The 19,191-nt window shown below is 71.3% G+C and carries 19 protein-coding genes; 7 read left to right on the top strand and 12 right to left on the bottom strand.

What is annotated here, in order from left to right:
- Window positions 1-55: 55 nt before the first annotated feature.
- Window positions 56-379: a DUF5955 family protein gene (locus ACFUJR_RS12265; RefSeq protein WP_383167676.1), complete on the bottom strand. Its 324-nt coding sequence runs from the start codon at window positions 377-379 to the stop codon at window positions 56-58.
- Window positions 380-569: 190 nt separating this feature from the next.
- Here ACFUJR_RS12265 and ACFUJR_RS12260 point away from each other — a divergent pair, with 190 nt between their 5' ends.
- The 3 genes from ACFUJR_RS12260 (at window position 570) to ACFUJR_RS12250 (ending at window position 4,495) form a co-directional block, all read left to right on the top strand.
- Complete coding sequence (locus ACFUJR_RS12260; protein WP_383167673.1) at window positions 570-1,184, top strand: NTP transferase domain-containing protein; 615 nt, start codon at window positions 570-572, stop codon at window positions 1,182-1,184.
- A gap of 226 nt (window positions 1,185-1,410) precedes the next feature.
- A complete protein-coding gene (gene aceB, locus ACFUJR_RS12255) occupies window positions 1,411-3,042 on the top strand; it encodes a malate synthase A (protein ID WP_383167670.1) in 1,632 nt (543 codons plus the stop codon).
- Between the two features lie 298 nt (window positions 3,043-3,340).
- A complete protein-coding gene (locus tag ACFUJR_RS12250) occupies window positions 3,341-4,495 on the top strand; it encodes a GDSL-type esterase/lipase family protein (protein WP_383167667.1) in 1,155 nt (384 codons plus the stop codon).
- Between the two features lie 26 nt (window positions 4,496-4,521).
- On the opposite strand, the gene ACFUJR_RS12245 is transcribed toward ACFUJR_RS12250, so the two are convergent.
- Window positions 4,522-6,408, bottom strand: coding sequence for a hypothetical protein (locus ACFUJR_RS12245; RefSeq protein WP_383167663.1), 1,887 nt, complete (start codon window positions 6,406-6,408; stop codon window positions 4,522-4,524).
- A gap of 54 nt (window positions 6,409-6,462) precedes the next feature.
- Window positions 6,463-7,413 (bottom strand): fibronectin type III domain-containing protein, encoded by a 951-nt coding sequence (locus ACFUJR_RS12240; protein WP_383167660.1) that lies wholly within the window; start codon window positions 7,411-7,413, stop codon window positions 6,463-6,465.
- 131 nt (window positions 7,414-7,544) lie between these two features.
- Here ACFUJR_RS12240 and ACFUJR_RS12235 point away from each other — a divergent pair, with 131 nt between their 5' ends.
- Together ACFUJR_RS12235 and ACFUJR_RS12230 are read left to right on the top strand one after the other, a co-directional pair.
- The gene (locus ACFUJR_RS12235) at window positions 7,545-8,123 is read left to right on the top strand and encodes a hypothetical protein (protein WP_383167657.1); all 579 of its coding nucleotides are present in this window, start codon (window positions 7,545-7,547) and stop codon (window positions 8,121-8,123) included.
- A 30-nt stretch (window positions 8,124-8,153) separates the two neighbouring features.
- Complete coding sequence (locus ACFUJR_RS12230; protein WP_383167654.1) at window positions 8,154-8,750, top strand: TIGR03086 family metal-binding protein; 597 nt, start codon at window positions 8,154-8,156, stop codon at window positions 8,748-8,750.
- A gap of 58 nt (window positions 8,751-8,808) precedes the next feature.
- On the opposite strand, the gene ACFUJR_RS12225 is transcribed toward ACFUJR_RS12230, so the two are convergent.
- From ACFUJR_RS12225 to ACFUJR_RS12185, 9 genes are all read right to left on the bottom strand, one after another.
- Window positions 8,809-9,570, bottom strand: a complete 762-nt coding sequence (locus tag ACFUJR_RS12225) for an aspartate/glutamate racemase family protein (protein ID WP_383167651.1) — start codon at window positions 9,568-9,570, stop codon at window positions 8,809-8,811.
- 68 nt (window positions 9,571-9,638) lie between these two features.
- Window positions 9,639-11,087: a nucleobase:cation symporter-2 family protein gene (locus tag ACFUJR_RS12220; protein WP_383167648.1), complete on the bottom strand. Its 1,449-nt coding sequence runs from the start codon at window positions 11,085-11,087 to the stop codon at window positions 9,639-9,641.
- A 327-nt stretch (window positions 11,088-11,414) separates the two neighbouring features.
- A complete protein-coding gene (locus ACFUJR_RS12215) occupies window positions 11,415-12,806 on the bottom strand; it encodes an 8-oxoguanine deaminase (RefSeq protein WP_383167646.1) in 1,392 nt (463 codons plus the stop codon).
- A 76-nt stretch (window positions 12,807-12,882) separates the two neighbouring features.
- Entirely contained in the window at window positions 12,883-14,361 is a 1,479-nt protein-coding gene (locus ACFUJR_RS12210) for a nucleobase:cation symporter-2 family protein (RefSeq protein WP_383167643.1), read from the bottom strand.
- Window positions 14,362-14,431: 70 nt separating this feature from the next.
- A complete protein-coding gene (gene pucL, locus ACFUJR_RS12205) occupies window positions 14,432-15,355 on the bottom strand; it encodes a factor-independent urate hydroxylase (RefSeq protein WP_383167640.1) in 924 nt (307 codons plus the stop codon).
- Between the two features lie 5 nt (window positions 15,356-15,360).
- Complete coding sequence (gene uraH, locus ACFUJR_RS12200) at window positions 15,361-15,753, bottom strand: hydroxyisourate hydrolase (protein ID WP_383167637.1); 393 nt, start codon at window positions 15,751-15,753, stop codon at window positions 15,361-15,363.
- On the bottom strand, window positions 15,750-16,277 hold the full coding sequence (gene uraD, locus ACFUJR_RS12195; RefSeq protein ID WP_383167634.1) for a 2-oxo-4-hydroxy-4-carboxy-5-ureidoimidazoline decarboxylase: 528 nt from the start codon (window positions 16,275-16,277) through the stop codon (window positions 15,750-15,752). The genes uraH and uraD overlap by 4 nt, the downstream gene beginning before the upstream one ends.
- Window positions 16,278-16,433: 156 nt before the next feature.
- Window positions 16,434-16,772: a helix-turn-helix domain-containing protein gene (locus ACFUJR_RS12190; RefSeq protein WP_383167784.1), complete on the bottom strand. Its 339-nt coding sequence runs from the start codon at window positions 16,770-16,772 to the stop codon at window positions 16,434-16,436.
- Between the two features lie 44 nt (window positions 16,773-16,816).
- Window positions 16,817-17,065 (bottom strand): hypothetical protein, encoded by a 249-nt coding sequence (locus tag ACFUJR_RS12185; protein WP_352189185.1) that lies wholly within the window; start codon window positions 17,063-17,065, stop codon window positions 16,817-16,819.
- Window positions 17,066-17,205: 140 nt separating this feature from the next.
- Here ACFUJR_RS12185 and ACFUJR_RS12180 point away from each other — a divergent pair, with 140 nt between their 5' ends.
- Window positions 17,206-18,039, top strand: coding sequence for a TIM barrel protein (locus ACFUJR_RS12180; RefSeq protein ID WP_383167631.1), 834 nt, complete (start codon window positions 17,206-17,208; stop codon window positions 18,037-18,039).
- Between the two features lie 134 nt (window positions 18,040-18,173).
- Window positions 18,174-19,088 (top strand): 2-hydroxy-3-oxopropionate reductase, encoded by a 915-nt coding sequence (locus tag ACFUJR_RS12175; RefSeq protein WP_383167628.1) that lies wholly within the window; start codon window positions 18,174-18,176, stop codon window positions 19,086-19,088.
- The last annotated feature ends 103 nt before the right edge of the window (window positions 19,089-19,191 follow it).

Raw genomic sequence — 19,191 nt, 5'->3', positions numbered from 1 at the left:
CCGCGGCCGGGCCGACCCGCGCGCCGCTCCAGGCGGGGCGGCACCGAGCCTTCCCTCACGGCAGGTCGCGCGGAGGCTCCCCGAAGAGTTCGACGGCCCGGCGGACGCCCGTCAGTCCGTTCGACAGGGCGCTGACCGAGCCGATCGAGCCGGCGATCAGGAGCAGGGAGCGGCGCAGCCGCCGGACCTCGGGGACTCCGCTGACGGCCATCGCGTCCAGCGCGGCGAGTTCGTCCTCGGCGATGCCCCGGTCGGTGAACTCGGTCGGGTGGCCCGCCAGTTCGCGCCGGAGCCGGGAGACGGCGGCACGCAGCTCCACCACCCTCGGGTCCACGTCGCTGCCGGTTGTCACACGCCTCTGCCCAACGCTACGCAACAAAGTTCTCCCCCTCGCACGACACTGTGCGCCGGACTCCACCGTCCCCCTCGCACCCCGGGGGAACCCCGACCCGACCGGTGGAACGGTGGTCGGGCGCCCGGAGTCGCGAGCAAGTTAACGCCATCGCGCGCCCGGCGCGCCACTGTGCGGACACGATTCAGGCGTCTGTGTCATGCGGTATGCAGTGAGCATGACGAACACACGGCATCCCACCCCTCTCGTGGCCGGTCTGCTCCTCGCCGCGGGCGGCGGCCGGCGGCTCGGCGGCCGCCCCAAGGCCCTCCTCACCCACCGCGGCCGCCCGCTGGTCGAGCACGCGGTGCGGGTGCTGCGTGAGGGCGGCTGCGAGGTGGTCCACGTCGTCCTCGGCGCCTCGGCCGACGTCGTACGGGAGCGGGCCCGGCTGCCCGGCTGCGTCCTGGTCGACAACCCGGAGTGGGCCGAGGGCATGGGGTCGTCGCTGCGGACCGGCCTCGCCTCGCTGGCCGCCGAGGCGCTGCCGGTGGACGCGGCGCTCGTGTCGCTGGTCGACCAGCCGGGGATCGGCGCGGAGGCGGTGGCGCGGGTCCTGTCGGCGTACGGCTCGCGTGACTCGCTGGCGGCTGCTTCGTACGACGGGAGGCGCGGCCATCCGGTGCTGTTCGGCGCGGACCGCTGGGCCGGGATCGCGGCGGGGGCGCTGGGCGACCAGGGGGCGCGCGACTATCTGAGGTCCCACCGGGACGCGATCACCCTGGTGGACTGTTCGGATGTGGCCGAGCCCTATGACATCGACACGGCGGCCGATCTGGCGCACCTTGAGTGAAGGGTGTGGCACTGAGCGCCATGTTCTGTCGATCCGGAGAATCTCGACATCAACAAACCATTGAACTTCCACCATGAGGAAACTAGTATCCACTGTTCAGAAGCGCCTGATCCCTGACGGCGCTCCGCGGCCGTATCTCGGCGCCTGCGGCACTCCGTGCCGACCCCCTGACGCCCGGCGGCCGCAAGGCACCGCCCGTGAAGCCCGCTGAAGGAAGTGACAGTTCATGTCCGCACCAGCGCCGTCCCCCCTGGCCGTCGTCGAAGCCGAGCCCCTGCCGCGGCAGGAGGAGGTGCTGACCGACGCGGCCCTCGCCTTCGTGGCGGAGCTGCACCGGCGGTTCACGCCACGCCGGGACGAGCTCCTCGCCCGCCGGGCGGAGCGCCGCGCCGAGATCGCCCGCACCTCTACCCTCGACTTCCTGCCGGAGACCGCCGCGATCCGCGCGGACGACTCGTGGCGCGTCGCGCCGGCCCCGGCAGCGCTGAACGACCGGCGTGTCGAGATCACCGGGCCGACCGACCGCAAGATGACGATCAACGCCCTGAACTCGGGCGCCAGGGTCTGGCTCGCGGACTTCGAGGACGCCTCGGCCCCGACCTGGGAGAACGTGATCCTCGGTCAGGTCAACCTGATCGACGCGTACACGCGGAAGATCGACTTCACGGACCCGAGGTCGGGCAAGTCCTACGCCCTCAAGCCGGCCGACGAGCTGGCCACGGTCGTGATGCGGCCGCGCGGCTGGCACCTGGAGGAGCGCCACCTCACCTTCGAGGGCCGCCCGGTCCCCGGCGCGCTGGTCGACTTCGGCCTGTACTTCTTCCACAACGCCAAGCGCCTCATCGAGCTCGGCAAGGGTCCGTACTTCTACCTGCCGAAGACGGAGTCGCACCTGGAGGCCCGCCTCTGGAACGACATCTTCGTCTACGCCCAGGAGTACGTCGGCATCCCGCAGGGCACCGTCCGCGCCACCGTCCTGATCGAGACGATCACGGCCGCGTACGAGATGGAGGAGATCCTCTACGAGCTCCGCGACCACGCGGCGGGCCTCAACGCGGGCCGCTGGGACTACCTTTTCTCCATCGTCAAGAACTTCCGTGACGGCGGTCGGAAGTTCGTCCTCCCGGACCGCAACGCGGTCACGATGACGGCCCCGTTCATGCGGGCGTACACCGAACTCCTCGTCCGCACCTGCCACAAGCGCGGCGCGCACGCGATCGGCGGCATGGCGGCCTTCATCCCGTCCCGCAAGGACGCCGAGGTCAACAAGGTCGCGTTCGAGAAGGTCAAGGCGGACAAGGACCGCGAGGCGGGCGACGGCTTCGACGGCTCCTGGGTCGCCCACCCGGACCTGGTCCCGATCGCCATGGCCTCCTTCGACGCGGTCCTCGGCGACAGGCCGAACCAGAAGGACCGGCTGCGCGAGGACGTCTCGGTGGCGCCGGGCGACCTGATCGCGATCGACTCGCTCGACGCGAAGCCGACGTACGAGGGCCTGCGCAACGCCGTCCAGGTCGGCATCCGTTACATCGAGGCCTGGCTCCGCGGCCTCGGCGCGGTCGCCATCTTCAACCTGATGGAGGACGCGGCCACGGCCGAGATCTCGCGCTCGCAGATCTGGCAGTGGATCAACGCGGGTGTCGAGTTCGAGCACGCCGGACAGACCGTGAAGGCCACGCCCGAGCTGGCCCGTAAGGTCGCCGCGGAGGAGCTGGCCGCGATCCGCGAGGAGATCGGCGAGGAGGCCTTCACGGCCGGAAAGTGGCAGCAGGCGCACGACCTCCTGCTCCACGTCTCCCTCGACGCCGACTACGCCGACTTCCTGACGCTCCCGGCGTACGACCAGCTGACCGGCTGAGTCCCCCGCTTCGGCCGACCCGCACAGCGGCCGGACAACACGCGGTATCCCCGCGGAGACAACGGCTCCGCCCCTGGTGAACGCACAGCACCGGGGGCGGAGCTGTGCTCGTTCCGGAGATCTGCCGCTCCGTGAACCCCGCTCCGGAGATTTTCGCTCCCGTGTGTTTCACAGGGCACGTGACGCAACCGAAATACGCAGCTACCTAGCGGTAACAAGCCACGGCGTGTCAGATTCCGCATGCCACCGGCCGGCGGCTGTCCCCCACTCCTCTGCACCGACGCAGGAGAACACAGCCATGTCCAGAACCCCCCACCGCACGGTCCGAAGATCCCTCGCCGCCGCCGTGTCGCTGATCGGCCTGCTGGCCGTCGGAGTGACCCCCGCCGGCGCCGCCCCGGGCGCGGGCCCGACCGCCGTCGTGTCGATGGGCGACAGCTACATCTCCGGGGAGGCCGGACGCTGGCAGGGCAACAGCCTGACCACCACCGGCAGCCGGAACGGTACCGACCGGGCGTGGACGGGGAGCGCGTACGACCCCTCGCGGGTGTACGGCGCGACGGCGGCCAACGGCTGCCACCGCTCCGACTCCGCCGAGGTGAAGAGCGCGGGCGGGATCGCCTCGGCCCTGATCAACCTGGCCTGTTCGGGCGCGACGACCCGGAACGTCTTCCGCGCCTCGAACGGCGGCGTCGCGTACAAGGGCGAGGCGCCGCAGGCCGACCAGCTGGCGGCCGTCGCCGCCTCCCACGACGTCGAGGCGATCGTGCTGTCGATCGGCGGCAACGACCTGGGCTTCGCCGACATCATCACGAACTGCGCGACCGACTACATCATCTGGTGGTCGTACTGCCACGACGACCAGCAGGCCGAGGTCGACGCGAAGATCGACACCGTGATGGCGAACGTCGGCAAGTCCGTCGACGAGATCCGCGCGGTGATGTCGGGCGCCGGATACACGACCTCCGACTACCGGATCGTGCTCCAGTCGTACCCCTCGCCCATCCCCCGCGCATCGGAGAACCGGTACGGGGAGAGCGGCTGGAGCCGCACCAGAACGGGCGGCTGCCCCTTCTGGAACCTGGACTCCGACTGGGCGCGGGACTCGCTGGTCCCCCAGGTGGCCCAGCGGCTGAAGGGGGTCGCGGCGAGCAAGGGCGTGCAGTTCATGGATCTGCGCGACATGCTGCAGGGGCGTGAAGTGTGCGCGAAGGCCAGCAAGCTGGTCAGCGCGACGGTGCCGGCCTCGGCCGCGACGAGCGAGTGGGCGAGGTGGATCGACCCGAACGAGACACAGGGGCCGATCCAGGAGAACGTCCACCCCAACCACTACGGCCAGCTGGCGCTGGGCCGCTGTCTCGCGCTGATCCACGCGCGGCCGAGCGGCGACTTCTCCTGCCGCAACACGGCGGGGGCCGGCGCCTCCGGCATGTACCTGACGGCCGTCTCCTGACGGTCACGCAAGGCCCCCCACGGGGATCAGCGGGCGCGGCGTCCGCGCCGACCACGACGCCGCGCCCGCTCGCTCGTCCTCCTGGTACCGACCCCGATCCGTCCGCGTGCACGGGGCAGCGCGACGCCCAGCGCTCCGAGGGTCCGCTCCGCGCGGTACGGATCCGCCGCGACCATCTCCTTGACGAGGGCGTCGACGCCGCCCGGCCAGCCCTCGGCGGCGGAGTCGAGGAGCGTCCGCCCGGCGGCGGTGCGGCGGTGGAGCCGGTCCAGGATCAGCACGGCGCGGGCGGACAGCGGCACGCGGGCCTCGTCCGCCGGCTCGCCCCGGGCCCGCAGGACCCCGCAGGCGTACGCGCCCATCACCGGGTCGTCCAGGGCCTCGCGCAGCGCCTCGACAGGGACCGCCTCGGGGTCGAGGAAGCCGAACAGGGCGCGGGTGTATGCCGCCTCGAACGTGCCGGCGTTGACGGTGCCGAGGGCGTCGATCAGCGCGGACCAGGCCTCGACGGTGTCGCCGTGGGCGTGCAGCCACTCGGCGAGGACGCGGGTGGCGGCGGAGGCGGACCAGCCCTCGGCGGCGGCGATCACGGTCGGGGCGTCCCAGGCCGCGGCCTCCTCGGCGTCGGGCGCCGCGACCCAGCGCACCCGCAGCAGGTAGTGGAGGACCTCGACGCCCCAGGGGGTGAGGCCGAAGGCGTCACCGGTACGGAAGACCATGCCGGTTCGCGACAGCCGGTCCACAGCGTCGGCCATGGCGCGCGCGGACGGCTCGAGGCGGGCCAGGTCCTCGTCGGTGACGGGCGATCCGACGAGCCGGGTCAGCTCGTCGGCAGGCGGGACCCGGTACTCCTCGGGGGCCGTCGCCGGTACGAGGACGGGCGCGTCCTCCAGCCGGGGGTCGACCGGCCAGTCCTCGAACTCGGCGGCGCGGCGGGCCACCGACTCGGCGCAGGAGCCCCGCTGGTAGAGCGCGTACAGCAGATGCGCCGCCTCACCGTCGTACAGACCGCCGTCCTCGCCCTTCATCTCCTCGACGGCCGCGGCGAGCAGGTCCGCGCCGGCCTCGACGGACCGCTGCGGCTCGTGGGCCTCCACGGGCGGGGGCGGCAGCGGGATGGAGGAGTCGCCGTAGTAGTTCAGATGCTCGTCGAGGAGCGTGTCGGCGAGGACGAGATGCGGGAAGGCGTCCGGGCCGGGGGCGAGATGGGCGTACGGCCCCGCGAGCGCGCCCGCGAGGCCTTCGGCCGTCCACCGGTCGACCAGCCGGCCGCCGAGTTCGGCCACGCCGTGCGAGACGTCCGCGTCGGTCAGCAGCGGCCCCGCGGGTGAGGGCCGCTCCGCCTCCCGTACGTACGCCCCGGTGAGGGCGTCCGCGAGGAGCATGTCCGCGAAGTCGCTCCGGTTCATCAGGTCCGCCCGGTTGAGCCCGTCGGGCGGCCGTAGCCCCTCGTGCCCGGCGAGCCAGGCACGTACGGCGGCGGGATCGCCGGGGTCGGCGCCGTCGGCACGCAGCAGCGAGGCGTACCAGCGCTGCCAGGTGTAGTTGGCGGGGTCCGTCATGGCCCGTTCGAAGTCGGGCACGATGTCCTCGACCGCGGCCACGATCCGCGCCTGCCGCTTGGCGTTCAGCCGCCCGGCCTCCCGCACCCGTTCGGTGAGCGCGACGAGCACGGCGGGGTAGGCCGCGAGCTCCTCGGGCGTCGCGTAGACGAACGCCGGCACGTCCTCGACGAGCAGCCGCCGCACCAGCTCCACGCTGGGCTCGGGCAGCCCGCTGCGGCGGTCGGCCCCGCGCAGGGCCAGCAGCGCGAGCACCGCGTCGGCGGCGCGTACGGACGAAGGATCACGGAGCTGCGGTGTTCCGTCGAGGAACGCGTCGAGCCCGGTGTTGGTGAGCACGGTCCCTGCCACCTTTCCCAGGGTAGTTCCGGCACGCGCCGGACGACGAGGCGCGTGGCGGCGCCGTCATGGGACGACAACGGTGCGCTGGGCCGAGAAGTCACCCCAGGCACCGTCGGGGAGGCGGGCGCGGAGTTTGACGCTGTAGCGGGTGCCCTGGGTGGTGGGGACCGTGAAGGTGTAGGTGGCCTCGGCGGGTGGGGGGTCGGTGCCCCAGATGATCGTGGTGGCGAGGGCTTCGTTCAGGAAGAGCTGGTGTTCCGTGACCGGGGCGCCGGTGCGGGGTGGGGTCCAGGTGAGGGTGATCTCGCCCTTCGTTGCTTTCGCCGTGAGGTCGGTGGGGGCGGTGTTGGGGGCGGCGCCGGGGGCCGGGGCGGTGGTGAGGTCGGCGGGGGCGCTGTCCGGGGAGGAGTTCTCGGCGGCGTCGCGGGCGCGGACGGTGAAGGAGTAGACCGTGCCGGGGCGCAGGCCGGTGAGGCGCGCGGTGGTGGCCGTGCCGGGGACGGTGTGGATCCGGGCGTCGGCCTGGTAGACGTCGTACGCGGTGACCTTGGTGTCGTCGCGGGCCGGGGCCCACGCCAGGGTGGCCGCGTGGCTGCCGTCGGGGGTGGCGCGCAGGGCCTGGGGGGTCGAGGGTGCGGTGCGGTCCTGGGCGGTCGCGGCGAGGGTCGTGGCGGGGACGGCCGCGCTGTGCGGAGAGCGGTTTCCGGCGGCGTCGCGGGCCCGGACGGTGAAGGCGTACGGGGTCGAGGGTCTCAGGTTCACGATGTCGGTCATGAGGGTCGTCGCGGGGAGGTCCTTGACCTTGCGGCCGTGCTGGTAGACCTCGTAGCCGGTGACGGCCCGGTCGTCGGCGGCCGCGCTCCACATGACGTGGACGGTGCCGGCGCTGCCGGCGGACGCGGTGACTCCGGTGGGGGCGCCGGGGGCGTGGGTGTCCTTCTCGGGGCCGCCGGAGCAGGCGGCGACGGCGAGGATGGCGACGGTCAACACGCTTGCTGTGAGCGGGCGTTGCACAGGAATGCCTCCGTCCGTCGAAAAGGTCCAGACCTGTATCCCACGGCGTGGAGGCGCCCGGCAAGGGGTCGTTGTCAGTGGGGTGCGCTTCACTGAAGTCGTCACTCTCCGTGACCGAACGAGGGGGAATCATGACGGACCGCACGATCTACACGACACTGGCCGGGCTGCGCGGGCGCGGCTGGAGCGACGCGATGGTGCGCGACCTGCTGGGCGCGCCCGACGTGCAGGGACGGGATCCGCGGCGGTGGTCCGTCGCGCCCGTGCGGCTGTACCTGATGGCGCGGGTGGAAGCGGTGGAGAGGACGCCGGAGTTCACCCGGTGCGCGGCCGCCTCGGGCCGTCGCTCCTCGGCCGCGGAGGCAGGGGCCGAGCGGCGACGGCGGGCGGTCCTCGCGGCGATCCGGGCGCAGCCGATCGAGGTGCCCCGGCTCCCGGCGGTGGAGCTGGAGCGGCGCGCGGTGCGGCACCGGCATCTCCTCGGGGCGCGCGGCCCCGGCGGGGCGGGGGCCGGGGCGCTGGTGCGGTGGCAGGTGAGCTATCTGCGGCACGCCCTTTCGCGGTACGAGTACCTGCTCGACGGGCTGTACGGGTCGACAGGCCGGGCCGAGGCCGAACGGCTGCTGCGCCGAAGGGTCTACGAGGCGATCGCGGCGGCGTATCCCGCGCTGGCGCCGGAGTGCGCGCGTCGCATCGGGGCCGAGCGATGAGTTCCGGCGTTCCCGGGGGTCTGCGTCTGCATGGAGAACAAGGAGCACATCGACCTGGGACCGGCCGCGGAGCGAGTGGCGCGGCTCGCCGAGGGCATCGACGACGAACAGCTCGGGGACCCGACACCCTGTCCCGAGTACGCGGTGCGGGAGGTGCTCGCACATCTCACCGGGCTGAGCGTGGCCTTCCGCGACGCTGCCCGGAAGCACTTCGGGGCGACGACCGGCACACCGCCCGGCTCGGTCCGGCCGGTCCTGGAGGACGACTGGCGCGCCGCCCTGCCGAAGGCCCTGAACGAACTGGCGGAGGCATGGCGCGAGCCGGGGGCGTGGGAAGGCGACACCCAGGCGGGCGGCGTCGGGATGCCTGCGGCGGTCATGGGCATGGTCGCGCTCGACGAGCTGCTGATCCACGGCTGGGACCTGGCGCGCGCGACGGGACAGGCGTACGCGGTGACCGAGGAGGAGCTGGTCGTGTCCGAGGCGCTGTTGACGCCGGCGGACGATGCGGCGGCCGAGGACGGCTTCTTCGGCCCCGTCGTCACCGTCCCGGACGACGCGCCCCTGCTGGACCGTGTGGTGGGCCTGAGCGGCCGGCGTCCGGACTGGCGTCCGCCGACGTCCTGACCGACCACCGGGCGGCTCCCGCTGTCGAGTCGACCCTCGGACGGGAGAGTGAGGGCGATCAGGCCGGAATGCCGGGGGCGGCCGTGAGAAGCCGCGCGAGCCTGCGGCAGGCCGCCGGTATCGGGGCGATCACCGGAGTCTCGAACCGGGCGCGCAGGGCATCGGCCGCCTCGCCGAGTGGGCCACCTCCGATGACGACGGCCCGGGCTCCGTCGCGTACGACGCACTCCTGGACCGCGCGCGCCAGGCTTTCGCGGAGCGACTCCGGGTCGGCGGCCAGGGCCTGGGGGTCTCCCCCGGTCAGGCGGAGACCGGTGAAGCGGTCGCGGAGGCCGAGGGCGGCGACCCGCTCGACGATGGCCCCCGCCAGCCACGGCGTGGTCGTCGCGATGCCGAAGCGCCGCCCGGAAGCGGCGGCCTCCAGCATCGCCGCCTCGCCGATACCGACGACCGGCACCGGCACCTGCTCTCGTGCCGAGCCCGGGGCGAGTGCCCGCAGTTCCGCCAGCCCCGGGTCGCCGAACGCCGCCACCAGCAGCGCCCGGCAGGTACCGGAGGCCAGGGCCAGGCGGCCGGCCTCGGCCACCTCGGGGGCGGCGGCGCGCAGGGCGGCCGGGTCCGTGAGCATCCGCGGGCCACGCGCCACGGTCACCCCCCGGACGCCCGGTCCCAGCGTCCGCCGGGCGATCGCGGTCATCATCGCGGTCGTGGCCGTCGAGGTGTTGGGGTTGATCAGGACGACCGCCGACGCCGCGCCGCGGCCGGCGGAAGCGGCGGGGTCCCCGGACACGGCGACGTCCGCGTGTGCGCCGAGGTCCATCGGCACACGCGCGACGCCGGCCCCCGCGTCATACGCGGGGACCGGCTCGTCGGGCGGAGTGAAGGCGCTCAGTGGACGTGCGCCGCCTTGGCCGTGCGGGCCTCGGAGATCTCCTCGCCCGGTTCCATGGGCGCGGTGACCGTGTCCTCGTCGCCACGCCTGCCCAGGTGGTTGAAGACCAGGTTCAGCAGGACCGCCGCCACACAGCCGGTCGAGATGCCCGAGTCCAGGATGATCTTCGCCGTCTCCGGGAAGGCGTGGTAGAACGCGGGCTCCGTGATCGGGATGATGCCGACGGCCAGCGAGACCGCCACGATCAGCACGTTGTTGTCCTTCTCCAGACCGGCCTTGACCAGAGTCTGGATACCGCTCGCGGCGACCGATCCGAAGAGGACCACGCCCGCACCGCCGAGCACCGGCCGGGGGACGACCGAGATCAGCGAGGCGGCGACGGGCGAGAGACCCATCAGGACCAGGAAGCCGCCACCGCAGGCGACCACGAACCGGCTGCGGATCCTCGTCATCGCCACGAGCCCGATGTTCTGGGCGAAGGCGCTGCACATGAAGCCGTTGAAGAACGGGCTGATGGCCGAGCCGAGCGTGTCGGCGCGCAGTCCGGCCGCGATGGTCCTCTCGTCGGCCGGACGCTCGACGATCTCACCGAGCGCCAGCATGTCGGCGGTCGACTCGGTCATCGAGACCAGCATGACCACACACATCGAGATGATCGCGGCGACCGCGAACTGCGGGGCGCCGAAGTGGAACGGCGACGGGAAGCCGACGACGGACGCCTCCGCCACCGGGCTGAAGTCCGTCACCCCGAACGGGATCGCGATGAGCGTGCCGATGGCCAGGCCGACCAGGACCGCGATCTGCTTCAGGAAGCCGCGGGTGAACCGGCGCAGGACGAGGACGACCACGAGCGTGATCGCGGCGAGCGTGAGATAGGTCGTCGAACCGTAGTCCTGCGCCGCCGGGTTGGGACCTTGGGCCCAGCCGAAGGCGACCGGCAGCAGCGAGACACCGATGAGGGTGATCACGGTGCCGGTGACGACCGGCGGGAAGAAGCGGACGAGCTTGGAGAAGTACGGGGCGGCTATGAAGCCGAGCACACCGGCGACGATGATCGCGCCGAAGATGATCGGGAGCGCGTCGGCCTTGTCGTCCGTGGTGTCGACGATCGCCAGCATGGGCGCGACACCGGCGAACGTGACGCCGTTGACGAACGGCAGCCGGGCGCCGATCTTCCAGATGCCGAGCGTCTGGAGGAAGGTGGCGAGCCCCGCGGTGAAGAGGCTGGCTCCGGTGAGGAAGGTCAGTTCGGTGCCGGAGAGTCCGACGGCCGCACCGACGATCAGGGGCGGGGCCACGACCCCGGCGTACATGGCGGCCACGTGCTGGAGGCCACTGGTGAACATTCTCAGGGGCGGCAACGTCTCGTCGACCGGATGCTTCTGGTCTTCGGTGTCGGCGCTTGCGTCGTGTGCATCATTGCGAAACCTGGGCTTGGCGGCCACGGCGGTTCCTCCGGTCGGTTACACGTCGGCGGTGACGCGGATGTCAGGGAGGTGGTGCAAAGTGGTGCAGATCGTGCGCCTCACGGTGTGCGGCTCATGAGGATGTGGCGGGCGCCACGGGGTCTTCGGGTGCTGCGGGACATACGGTCGAGCGGCTGTGGGGGGGTACCGCCCGGTCGTGCCCCGGGAGGGGGGACACGTCGACCGTCCGGGGGGTGCCGTACCTCTTTTCGTACGGACACCCCCCGTCCGGCCGGCCACGGACCCCGCTCGGGTCCGCGGCGAACGACCGAGGGCCGTCCCCCTCGGTCGGACTCCTTGGGGAGGTCAGCCCTGGGCCGTGATCCGGGCCAGGCGCTGCGCCTCCGCGCGCGCGTCGCGCGCGATCGCCTCTTCGTCCGCGAAGAGCAGGCGGTTGTTCTCGACGATCTGCCTGCCGTTGACGAACGAGGCCGTCACCGGGGCCGCGGCGCCGAACACGATCGCGGTGACCGGGTCGGCGATCGAGGAGTGGCCGAGGCCGTCGATCTTCCAGAGGACGAAGTCGGCGAGCTTGCCGGCCTCCAGCGAGCCGATCGAGTCGGCGCGACCGAGGACCTGGGCGCCGCCGAACGTCCCGAGGCGCAGGGCCTGGCGGGCGTTGAGCGCGGCCTCGCGGTGGGCGCCGAGGCGGTTGATGAGGAGCGCGTTGCGCAGCTCGGTGTGGAGTTCGCCCGACTCGTTGGAGGCGGTGCCGTCGACGCCGAGGCCGACGGGGACCCCGGCACGCAGCATGTCCGGGACCCGGGCGATGCCGGCAGCCAGACGCGCGTTGGAGGACGGGCAGTGGGCGACGCCGGTCTTCGTACGGGCGAAGGCCTCGATGTCGGAGTCGTTCATGTGGACGCAGTGCGCCATCCACACGTCCTCGCCGAGGAAGCCGGTGGACTCGAAGTAGTCCGTCGGGCCCATGCCGAAGAGCTCGTGGCAGAACTTCTCCTCCTCCACGGTCTCCGAGCCGTGCGTGTGCATGCGCACACCGAGGCGGCGGCCGAGCGCGGCGCCCTCGCGGAGCAGCTCGGTGGAGATGGAGAAGGGGGAGCAGGGGGCGACGGCGACCTGGGTCATCGCGTCGAAGGAGGCGTCGTGGTACTTCTTCACCGTCTCCTCGGTCGCCGCGAGGGCGCCCTCGGTGGTCTCGACGGCGAAGTCCGGCGGCAGGCCGCCGTCCTTCTCGCTGCGGTCCATCGAACCGCGGGCGAGGGTGAAGCGGACGCCCATGTCCTGGGCCGCACCGATGATGGCGCCGGACAGGTCGCCGGAGCCCTTCGGGTAGACGTAGTGGTGGTCCATGGCGGTGGTGACACCACCGCGGGCCATCATGGCCAGCGAACCCTGGGCGGCGACGCGGACCATGGCCTCGTCGATGCGGGCCCAGGTCGGGTAGAGCGCCACCAGCCAGTTGAAGAGGTTGTGGTCGGTGGCCAGGCCCCGGGTGATCCACTGGTAGAAGTGGTGGTGCGTGTTGACCAGACCGGGCGTCACCAGGTGGCCGGTGGCATCGATCCGGCGGACCACGTTCTCCAGGCCCTCGGGCGCCTTGCCGGCGCCGATGGACTCGATCTTGTTGCCTGCGACGACGAGATGGCCGGAGGCGTACTCGGTGTCGCCGGCGTCCACGGTCGCGATCGCACAGTTCTCGATGACGATGCGCTCGACTGCTGCCGAAGGTGCTGCCATGGCGGTGCTTCCTTCATTCCTCGGGGGTTGGGGGTCCCTCCACGACGAAGTCGTAGGGGGTGGGCACGGCAGGACCCTAGGAGGATTTGAGTGCCGGAGCCGGGTGACGGGTCCGGGTGCCGAGATGGTGGAAGAACAGATTGAGCGTGACCGCGACGAGCGCACCGGCGCTGATGCCGGAGCCGAGCACGGTCTGTGCCCAGGCCGGGAAGTCGGCGTAGAAGGTGGGCGCTGCGAGCGGGATGATGCCCGCTCCGAGCGCGACGGCCACCAGGATGATGTGGGAGCTGTCGTCGAGTCCGGCTTCCGACAGGGTTCGGATTCCGGAGACGGCGATCGAACCGAAGAGGACGATGCCGGCACCCCCGAGGACGGGCATCGGGACCATCGACACGACCGCTCCGAGGACCGGGAAGGCGCCGAGGACGAGCAGGGCGCCACCGGCGACGGCGACGACGTAGCGGGAACGGACCCGGGTCAGGGAGACCACTCCGACGTTCTGGGCGAAGGCCGAGGTGGGGAATCCGCCGAAGACGGGGCCGAGGAGCGTGGCGATGCCGTCGGTCCGCAGGCCTCGGGTGATCGTGCCCCCGTCGCTCCTGCGCCCGCAGATCTCGCCGAGGGCGAGCATCCCGGCGCTGGACTCGGTCATCAGAACCAGCATCACGATGCACAGGGAGAGGATCGCGGCGGGCTGGAACTCCGGTGAGCCGAAGACGAAGGGGGCGGGCAGTGCGGCCACGGGCGCCTCGCGCAGCACGGTGAAGTCGGCCATCCCGAACGGGATCGCGGCCACGCTGCCGACGAACAGGCCGAGCAGCAGGGCGATCTGCTTGACGAAGCCCTTGCCGAAGCGCTGGAAGAGCAGGATCACGACGAGCGTGAAACCGGCGAGCGCGAGGTACTTCATGGCGCCGAAGTCGGCGGCCTCCTTGTTCCCGCCCTGTGCCCAACTCACGGGCACGGGCATCAGGGTGACGCCGATCAGGGTGATCACGACGCCGGTGACGAGCGGGGGGAAGAAGCGGAGCAGACGCCCGAAGAAGGGGCCCAGGACGAGGCAGAAGGCTCCGGCGACCATCACCGCGCCGTAGATGGCGGGGAGTTGGTGGCCGGGGGCGCTGGTCTCGGCGATCGCCAGCATCGGGGCGATGCCCGCCGACGAGGCGGCGTTGACGAAGGGGAGCCGGTTTCCGGCGAAGCGGCCGGCCCCGAGGGTCTGGAGGATGGTGGCGCAGCCGGCGATGAGCAGGCTCGCGGCTATGAGCCGGGTCATCCCGGCGGCGTCCAGGCCGACCGCCTGGCCGATGATCAGCGGAGGGGTGACCACGCCCGCGTACATCGCGGCGATGTGCTGGAGCGCGGCGGGAACGAGCCGCGAGGCGGGGAGCTTCTCGTCCACCGGATGGACCTCGGCCGAGGTGACCGGCGAGGTGACCGATCGGGTGACCGGCAAGGTGACCGGCGAGGTGACCGATCGGGTGACCGGCGAGGTGTCCGAGGGGGTGGAGCAAGGGCCTTCGGCAGGTGCCGGCCCCGTTGCGGGCTGTGCCATGAGTACGTCCCTCCGGTGGTGGCGGCCCCCGCCCGACTGCGGGCGGGCGGGGGCGGCCACGCGGTGCCGCCTAGAGGTTGGTCATGTCGACCGGGATCTGCGCCGTGGCTCCGTCCCGCAGCACCGTGGCCTCGATGAGGCCGTAGGGGCGGTCGGCGGCGTAGTAGACCTCGTTGTCGTTCTTGAGCCCGAAGGGCTCCAGGTCCACCAGGAAGTGGTGCTTGTTCGGGAGCGAGAAGCGGACCTCGTCGATCTCCGAGCGGTGACCGATGATCCGGGTGGCCATCTGGTACAGCGTCTGCTGCAGCGAGTACGAGTACGTCTCGGCGAAGGCCTGGAGCATGTGCTTCCGGGTCTGCTCGTAGGACTTCTCCCAGTTGGGCATCCGCTGGTCGTCGTCGGTCCAGTTGAACCGCCAGCGGCCGGACACCTGCGTGGCCAGGATGCGGTCGTACGCCTCCTGGAGCGTCGTGTACTTGTCCTTGATGTAGCCCCAGAACTCCGAGTTGGTGGAGTTCATGACGATGAGGTCCTTGAGGCCGGAGATGACCTCCCACTTCTCACCGTCGTACGTGATCTGGGTGACACGGGTCTCCTGGCCCTTGCGGGCGAAGGAGTGGTTGACCTCGTCGGCGCCGATGAACCTGGAGTTGGCGTCCGAGGTCGCGATGCGCTCCCAGGAGTACTCCTCGATCCGGATCCGGGCCCGGTGGATGGGCTCCTGGCTCGTCACGAAGTGGCGCGCCAGGTGGATGCCGAACTGCTCGGCCGACTCGATCCCGTACTCCTTGGCGAAGGCGTACACGGTGTTCTTGGTCGTGTCGGTGGGCAGGCAGTGGGCGTTGGAGCCGGTGAGGTGGACGTCGTCGAGGTCGCCGGAGAGGGCGACGGAGACGTTCAGGTCCTTGATGTGGTGGGTCTCGCCGTCCCGCGTGATCTTGACGACGCGGTTCTCTGCTTTGCCGTACTGGTTCTGGCCGAGAATCGTGGGCATGTCTGCTAGCTCCCTCGGTAAACGGAGTAGCCGAACGGGTTGAGCAGCAGCGGTACGTGGTAATGCTCGCCCGGCTTGACGGCGAACGTGATCGCCACCTCCGGGAAGAACGCACCGCTGTCCCTTACGCGGGGGGCGTCCTGCTGCGCCTCGGCTTGCTTCTTGTTGAAGAAGTACGCCTCGGTCTCGAAGTCGAGACGTACGTGGGTGGTGCCCTCCGGCAGGGCCGGCAGGTCCTTGCAGCGCCCGTCCGCGTCGGTGGCGGAGCCACCGAGCGTGACCCACGGCGCGTCGGAGCCGCTGCGGGCCGCGAGCGTGATGGCCACTCCCTCGGCGGGGCGGCCGATGCTGGTGTCCAGGATGTGGGTGGACACCGAAGCGGTGGTGTCGGTGCTCATGCGTTCTCTTCCTCGTTCTCCGCGCGCTCTACGAGACGGGTCAGCCTGATGCGGTTGATCTTGCCCAGTTCGGTGCGGACGATCTCCCGCTCCCGTTCGGGCGAGTTCTCGATCCGGTCGCGGACCGCGTCGCGCATCTGCTCACCGGTCTTGCCGGTCGCGCAGATCAGAAAGACATGACCGAACCTGTCCTGGTAGGCCAGGTTGAGTTCGAGCATCTCGGCCTTGAGTTCCTCTGAGGCACCGGCCATCCCGCTCTGCTCGCGGGAGGAGGTCGGGTCCCCTGCCTTCGGACGACCGATCGGCGGGTGGCCCGCCATCGCCTCGGCCAGATCCTCCGCGGTCAGTTCGGCCATGGCGGCGTCACTGGCGAGGAGAAGGGCTTCGACGGTGGCGTACGGGCGCTGGGCGAGAAGCTTGCTCCCCCACGCCGAGCTGGAGCACACCTCGTGGAGCGCGGCGACAGCGTCGCTGTCCGCCGAGGTGTTGAACCGGGTCAGACCCGGTGTCGTACCTGAAGTCACGGGAAGCCTCCGTGGCTGTTTTTCGCTGTGCGTCGGACGGGCTGCGGATAGCTAACGCCCTCCCGCAACACCACGTCAACACTTTGTTGAAAACTCGGTGACACAAAGGCCGCCGTCCCGACATCTGGACGACGGCCTCCGGCTGCACATGATCGACTAACCGTTCTCGGCGGCCTTTTCCCTGTTCAGGGCGGTCTCCCGGTTCAGGTAGTTGTACACGGTGAAGCGGCTGACACCCAGCGCCCCGGCCACCGTCTCCACTCCATGACGCACGGAGAAGGCGCCGCGCGCCTCCAGCGTCCGGACCGCCTCCTGCTTCGCCCTGCGGTCGAGTGCGGCGAGCGGCATCCCGTGCCGGCGCTCCATGGCCGCCAGGATGCGGTCCAGCGAGTCCGAGAGCTGGGGAAGCCGTACGGCGATCACGTCCTCCCCCTCCCAGGCGAGCACCACGTCGTCCGTTCCGGCCTGCTCGGGCCCGAGTATCTCGGCACCCATCGCGTCGACCAGCGGCTTGACCGCCGCCACCAGGGGATGCTCGCTCACGACTCCTCCCCGATCACGTTGACCTGGAGGGAGACGCGGGTCGCGCCGGCCGCCAGGGACTTGCGCAGCAGCGCGTCGACGGCGGTCAGGACCTCGTCGGAGCCGCCTTCCGCGGTATTGCCGAACGGACCGACGTCCACCGCGTCCAGGTCGGCCGCCTGGATGACCTCACGAGCCACGACCGCGTGCTCCGGCGCCTCGTCCAGGTCGAAGGGCTCGGTCGTGAACTCCACTCTCAAACGCACCATGGCCCCACGCTACTGGCCGGAACGGCACCGACGGCAGCCCCGAGCCGCCGGACCCTCTTGACAAGTGCGCGACTCCCCTTGCAACATTCCGTCAGACAGAAACTTACTTCCGCAATACGGAAGGAGCGCCGCCCCTCATGGGATACACGGACCAGCGCTTCGATGTGAACCTGTCGATCCTCTTCACGGAACTCCCGCTCCTGGAGCGCCCCGCGGCCGCCGCCGCGGCGGGCTTCACCGCGGTCGAGCTGTGGTGGCCCTGGATCGACACCGCCACCCCCGCCCAGAGTGAGCTCGACGCTCTCAAGAAGGCTCTGGACGACGCCGGCACCCAGCTGGTGGGCCTGAACTTCTACGCCGGGCAGCTCCCGGGTCCCGACCGCGGCGCGCTCTCCGTGCCCGGCGCGGAGTCGGACCGCTTCCGCGCCAACATCGAGGTGGCGGCGGACTTCGCCGCCTCGGTCGGGTGCAAGGCGCTCAACGCGCTCTACGGCAACCGCGTCGAGGGCGTCGACCCTCAGGTCCAGGACGCCCTCGCCCTGGAGAACCTGGTCCTGGCGGCCCGCGCGGCCGACCGGATCGGCGCGATCCTGCTGGTCGAGACCCTGAACAAGCCGGAGTCGCCGCTCTACCCGCTGGTGAGCGCACCCGCCGCGATCGAGGTCGTCGACAAGGTCAACGCGGCCACCGGACTCGGCAACGCCAAGTTCCTCCTCGACATCTACCACCTGTCGATGAACGGCGAGAACGTCAGCCAGGTCATCGCGGAGTACGCCGACAGGACCGGCCACGTCCAGATCGCCGACAACCCGGGCCGCGGCGCGCCGGGCACCGGCGAGCTCCCCCTGGAGCAGCTGCTCGACGAGCTCGGGAAGGCCGGTTACGACGGCTGGGTCGGCCTGGAGTACAAGGCCGCCGACGCCGCCGCCTCCTTCGCGTGGCTCCCCGCCGAGGCTCGCGCGGCCCGCTGACGCCGGAAGGGGGCCGACACCCCCTTCCACACGAGCCCCTCGTGGCCCCGGCCCGGCCTCACCGGCCGGAGACCGACGCCACGACGCGGGCGTCAGCTCCCCCTGACATCGCACAACCCCGAGAGGTACCCCCAATGAGCAACCTCACCGACTCCTCCCAGCCCACCCGCCCTGCGATCGCGTGGATCGGTCTCGGCATCATGGGCTCCCCCATGTCCGAGAACCTGATCAAGGCCGGATACTCCGTCACCGGCTTCACCCTGGAGCAGGACAAGCTGGACCGCCTCGCCGCGGCGGGCGGCACCGCCGCCGCGTCGATCGCCGAGGCCGTCAAGGACGCCGACGTCGTCATCACGATGGTGCCCGCCTCCCCGCAGGTCGAGGCCATCGCCTACGGCCCCGAGGGCATCCTGGAGAACGCGAAGCCGGGCGCGCTGATCATCGACATGTCGTCGATCACCCCGCAGACCTCCGTGGACCTGGCATCGAGGGCCAAGGAGAAGGGCATCCGCGTCATCGACGCCCCCGTCTCCGGCGGCGAGGCCGGCGCGATCGAGGCCGTGCTCTCGATCATGGTGGGTGGCGAGCAGGCCGACTTCGACGAGGCCCTGCCGATCCTGGAGGCCCTCGGCAAGGTCATCGTGCTCTGCGGTCCGCACGGCTCCGGCCAGACGGTGAAGGCGGCCAACCAGCTCATCGTCGCCGTCAACATCCAGGCGTGCGCCGAGGCCGTGGTCTTCCTGGAGAAGTCCGGCGTGAACCTCCAGGCCGCCCTGGACGTCCTCAACGGCGGCCTGGCCGGCTCCACCGTCCTGACCCGCAAGAAGGACAACTTCCTGAACCGGGACTTCAAGCCCGGCTTCCGGATCGACCTGCACCACAAGGACATGGGCATCGTCACCGACGCGGCCCGCAACGTCGGTGCGGCCCTCCCGGTCGGCGCCGTCGTCGCCCAGCTCGTCGCCTCCCTGCGTGCGCAGGGCGACGGCGGCCTGGACCACTCCGCCCTGCTGCGCGCCGTCGAGCGCCTCTCCGGCCGGCAGGTCTGATCCGGCGCCCCGTCACGGGGCCCCTGACTTCCGGTCGGCGGCGGCGCTGACAACCTGTCCTGTCGCGCCCAGGCGCCGCCGCCGCCCGGAACACCCTCCTTCG

It is taken from the genome of Streptomyces sp. NPDC057271 (assembly GCF_042668715.1).
Lineage (GTDB): Bacteria > Actinomycetota > Actinomycetes > Streptomycetales > Streptomycetaceae > Streptomyces.
The sequence above is the reverse complement of the archived record's forward strand: the minus strand, read 5'-3'. Positions and strand labels throughout refer to the sequence as shown.

Excerpts from the sequence above, each read along its gene's own strand:
- ACFUJR_RS12230 (WP_383167654.1), top strand. The coding sequence starts at position 8,154 with ATGGAGAACAAGGAGCACATCGACCTGGGACCGGCCGCGGAGCGAGTG.
- uraH (WP_383167637.1), bottom strand. The coding sequence starts at position 15,753 with ATGAGCACCGACACCACCGCTTCGGTGTCCACCCACATCCTGGACACC.
- aceB (WP_383167670.1), top strand. The coding sequence starts at position 1,411 with ATGTCCGCACCAGCGCCGTCCCCCCTGGCCGTCGTCGAAGCCGAGCCC.
- ACFUJR_RS12260 (WP_383167673.1), top strand. The coding sequence starts at position 570 with ATGACGAACACACGGCATCCCACCCCTCTCGTGGCCGGTCTGCTCCTC.
- ACFUJR_RS12210 (WP_383167643.1), bottom strand. The coding sequence starts at position 14,361 with ATGGCACAGCCCGCAACGGGGCCGGCACCTGCCGAAGGCCCTTGCTCC.
- ACFUJR_RS12235 (WP_383167657.1), top strand. The coding sequence starts at position 7,545 with ATGACGGACCGCACGATCTACACGACACTGGCCGGGCTGCGCGGGCGC.
- ACFUJR_RS12180 (WP_383167631.1), top strand. The coding sequence starts at position 17,206 with ATGGGATACACGGACCAGCGCTTCGATGTGAACCTGTCGATCCTCTTC.
- ACFUJR_RS12250 (WP_383167667.1), top strand. The coding sequence starts at position 3,341 with ATGTCCAGAACCCCCCACCGCACGGTCCGAAGATCCCTCGCCGCCGCC.
- ACFUJR_RS12225 (WP_383167651.1), bottom strand. The coding sequence starts at position 9,570 with ATGGACCTCGGCGCACACGCGGACGTCGCCGTGTCCGGGGACCCCGCC.
- ACFUJR_RS12190 (WP_383167784.1), bottom strand. The coding sequence starts at position 16,772 with ATGGGTGCCGAGATACTCGGGCCCGAGCAGGCCGGAACGGACGACGTG.
- ACFUJR_RS12175 (WP_383167628.1), top strand. The coding sequence starts at position 18,174 with ATGAGCAACCTCACCGACTCCTCCCAGCCCACCCGCCCTGCGATCGCG.
- ACFUJR_RS12215 (WP_383167646.1), bottom strand. The coding sequence starts at position 12,806 with ATGGCAGCACCTTCGGCAGCAGTCGAGCGCATCGTCATCGAGAACTGT.
- pucL (WP_383167640.1), bottom strand. The coding sequence starts at position 15,355 with ATGCCCACGATTCTCGGCCAGAACCAGTACGGCAAAGCAGAGAACCGC.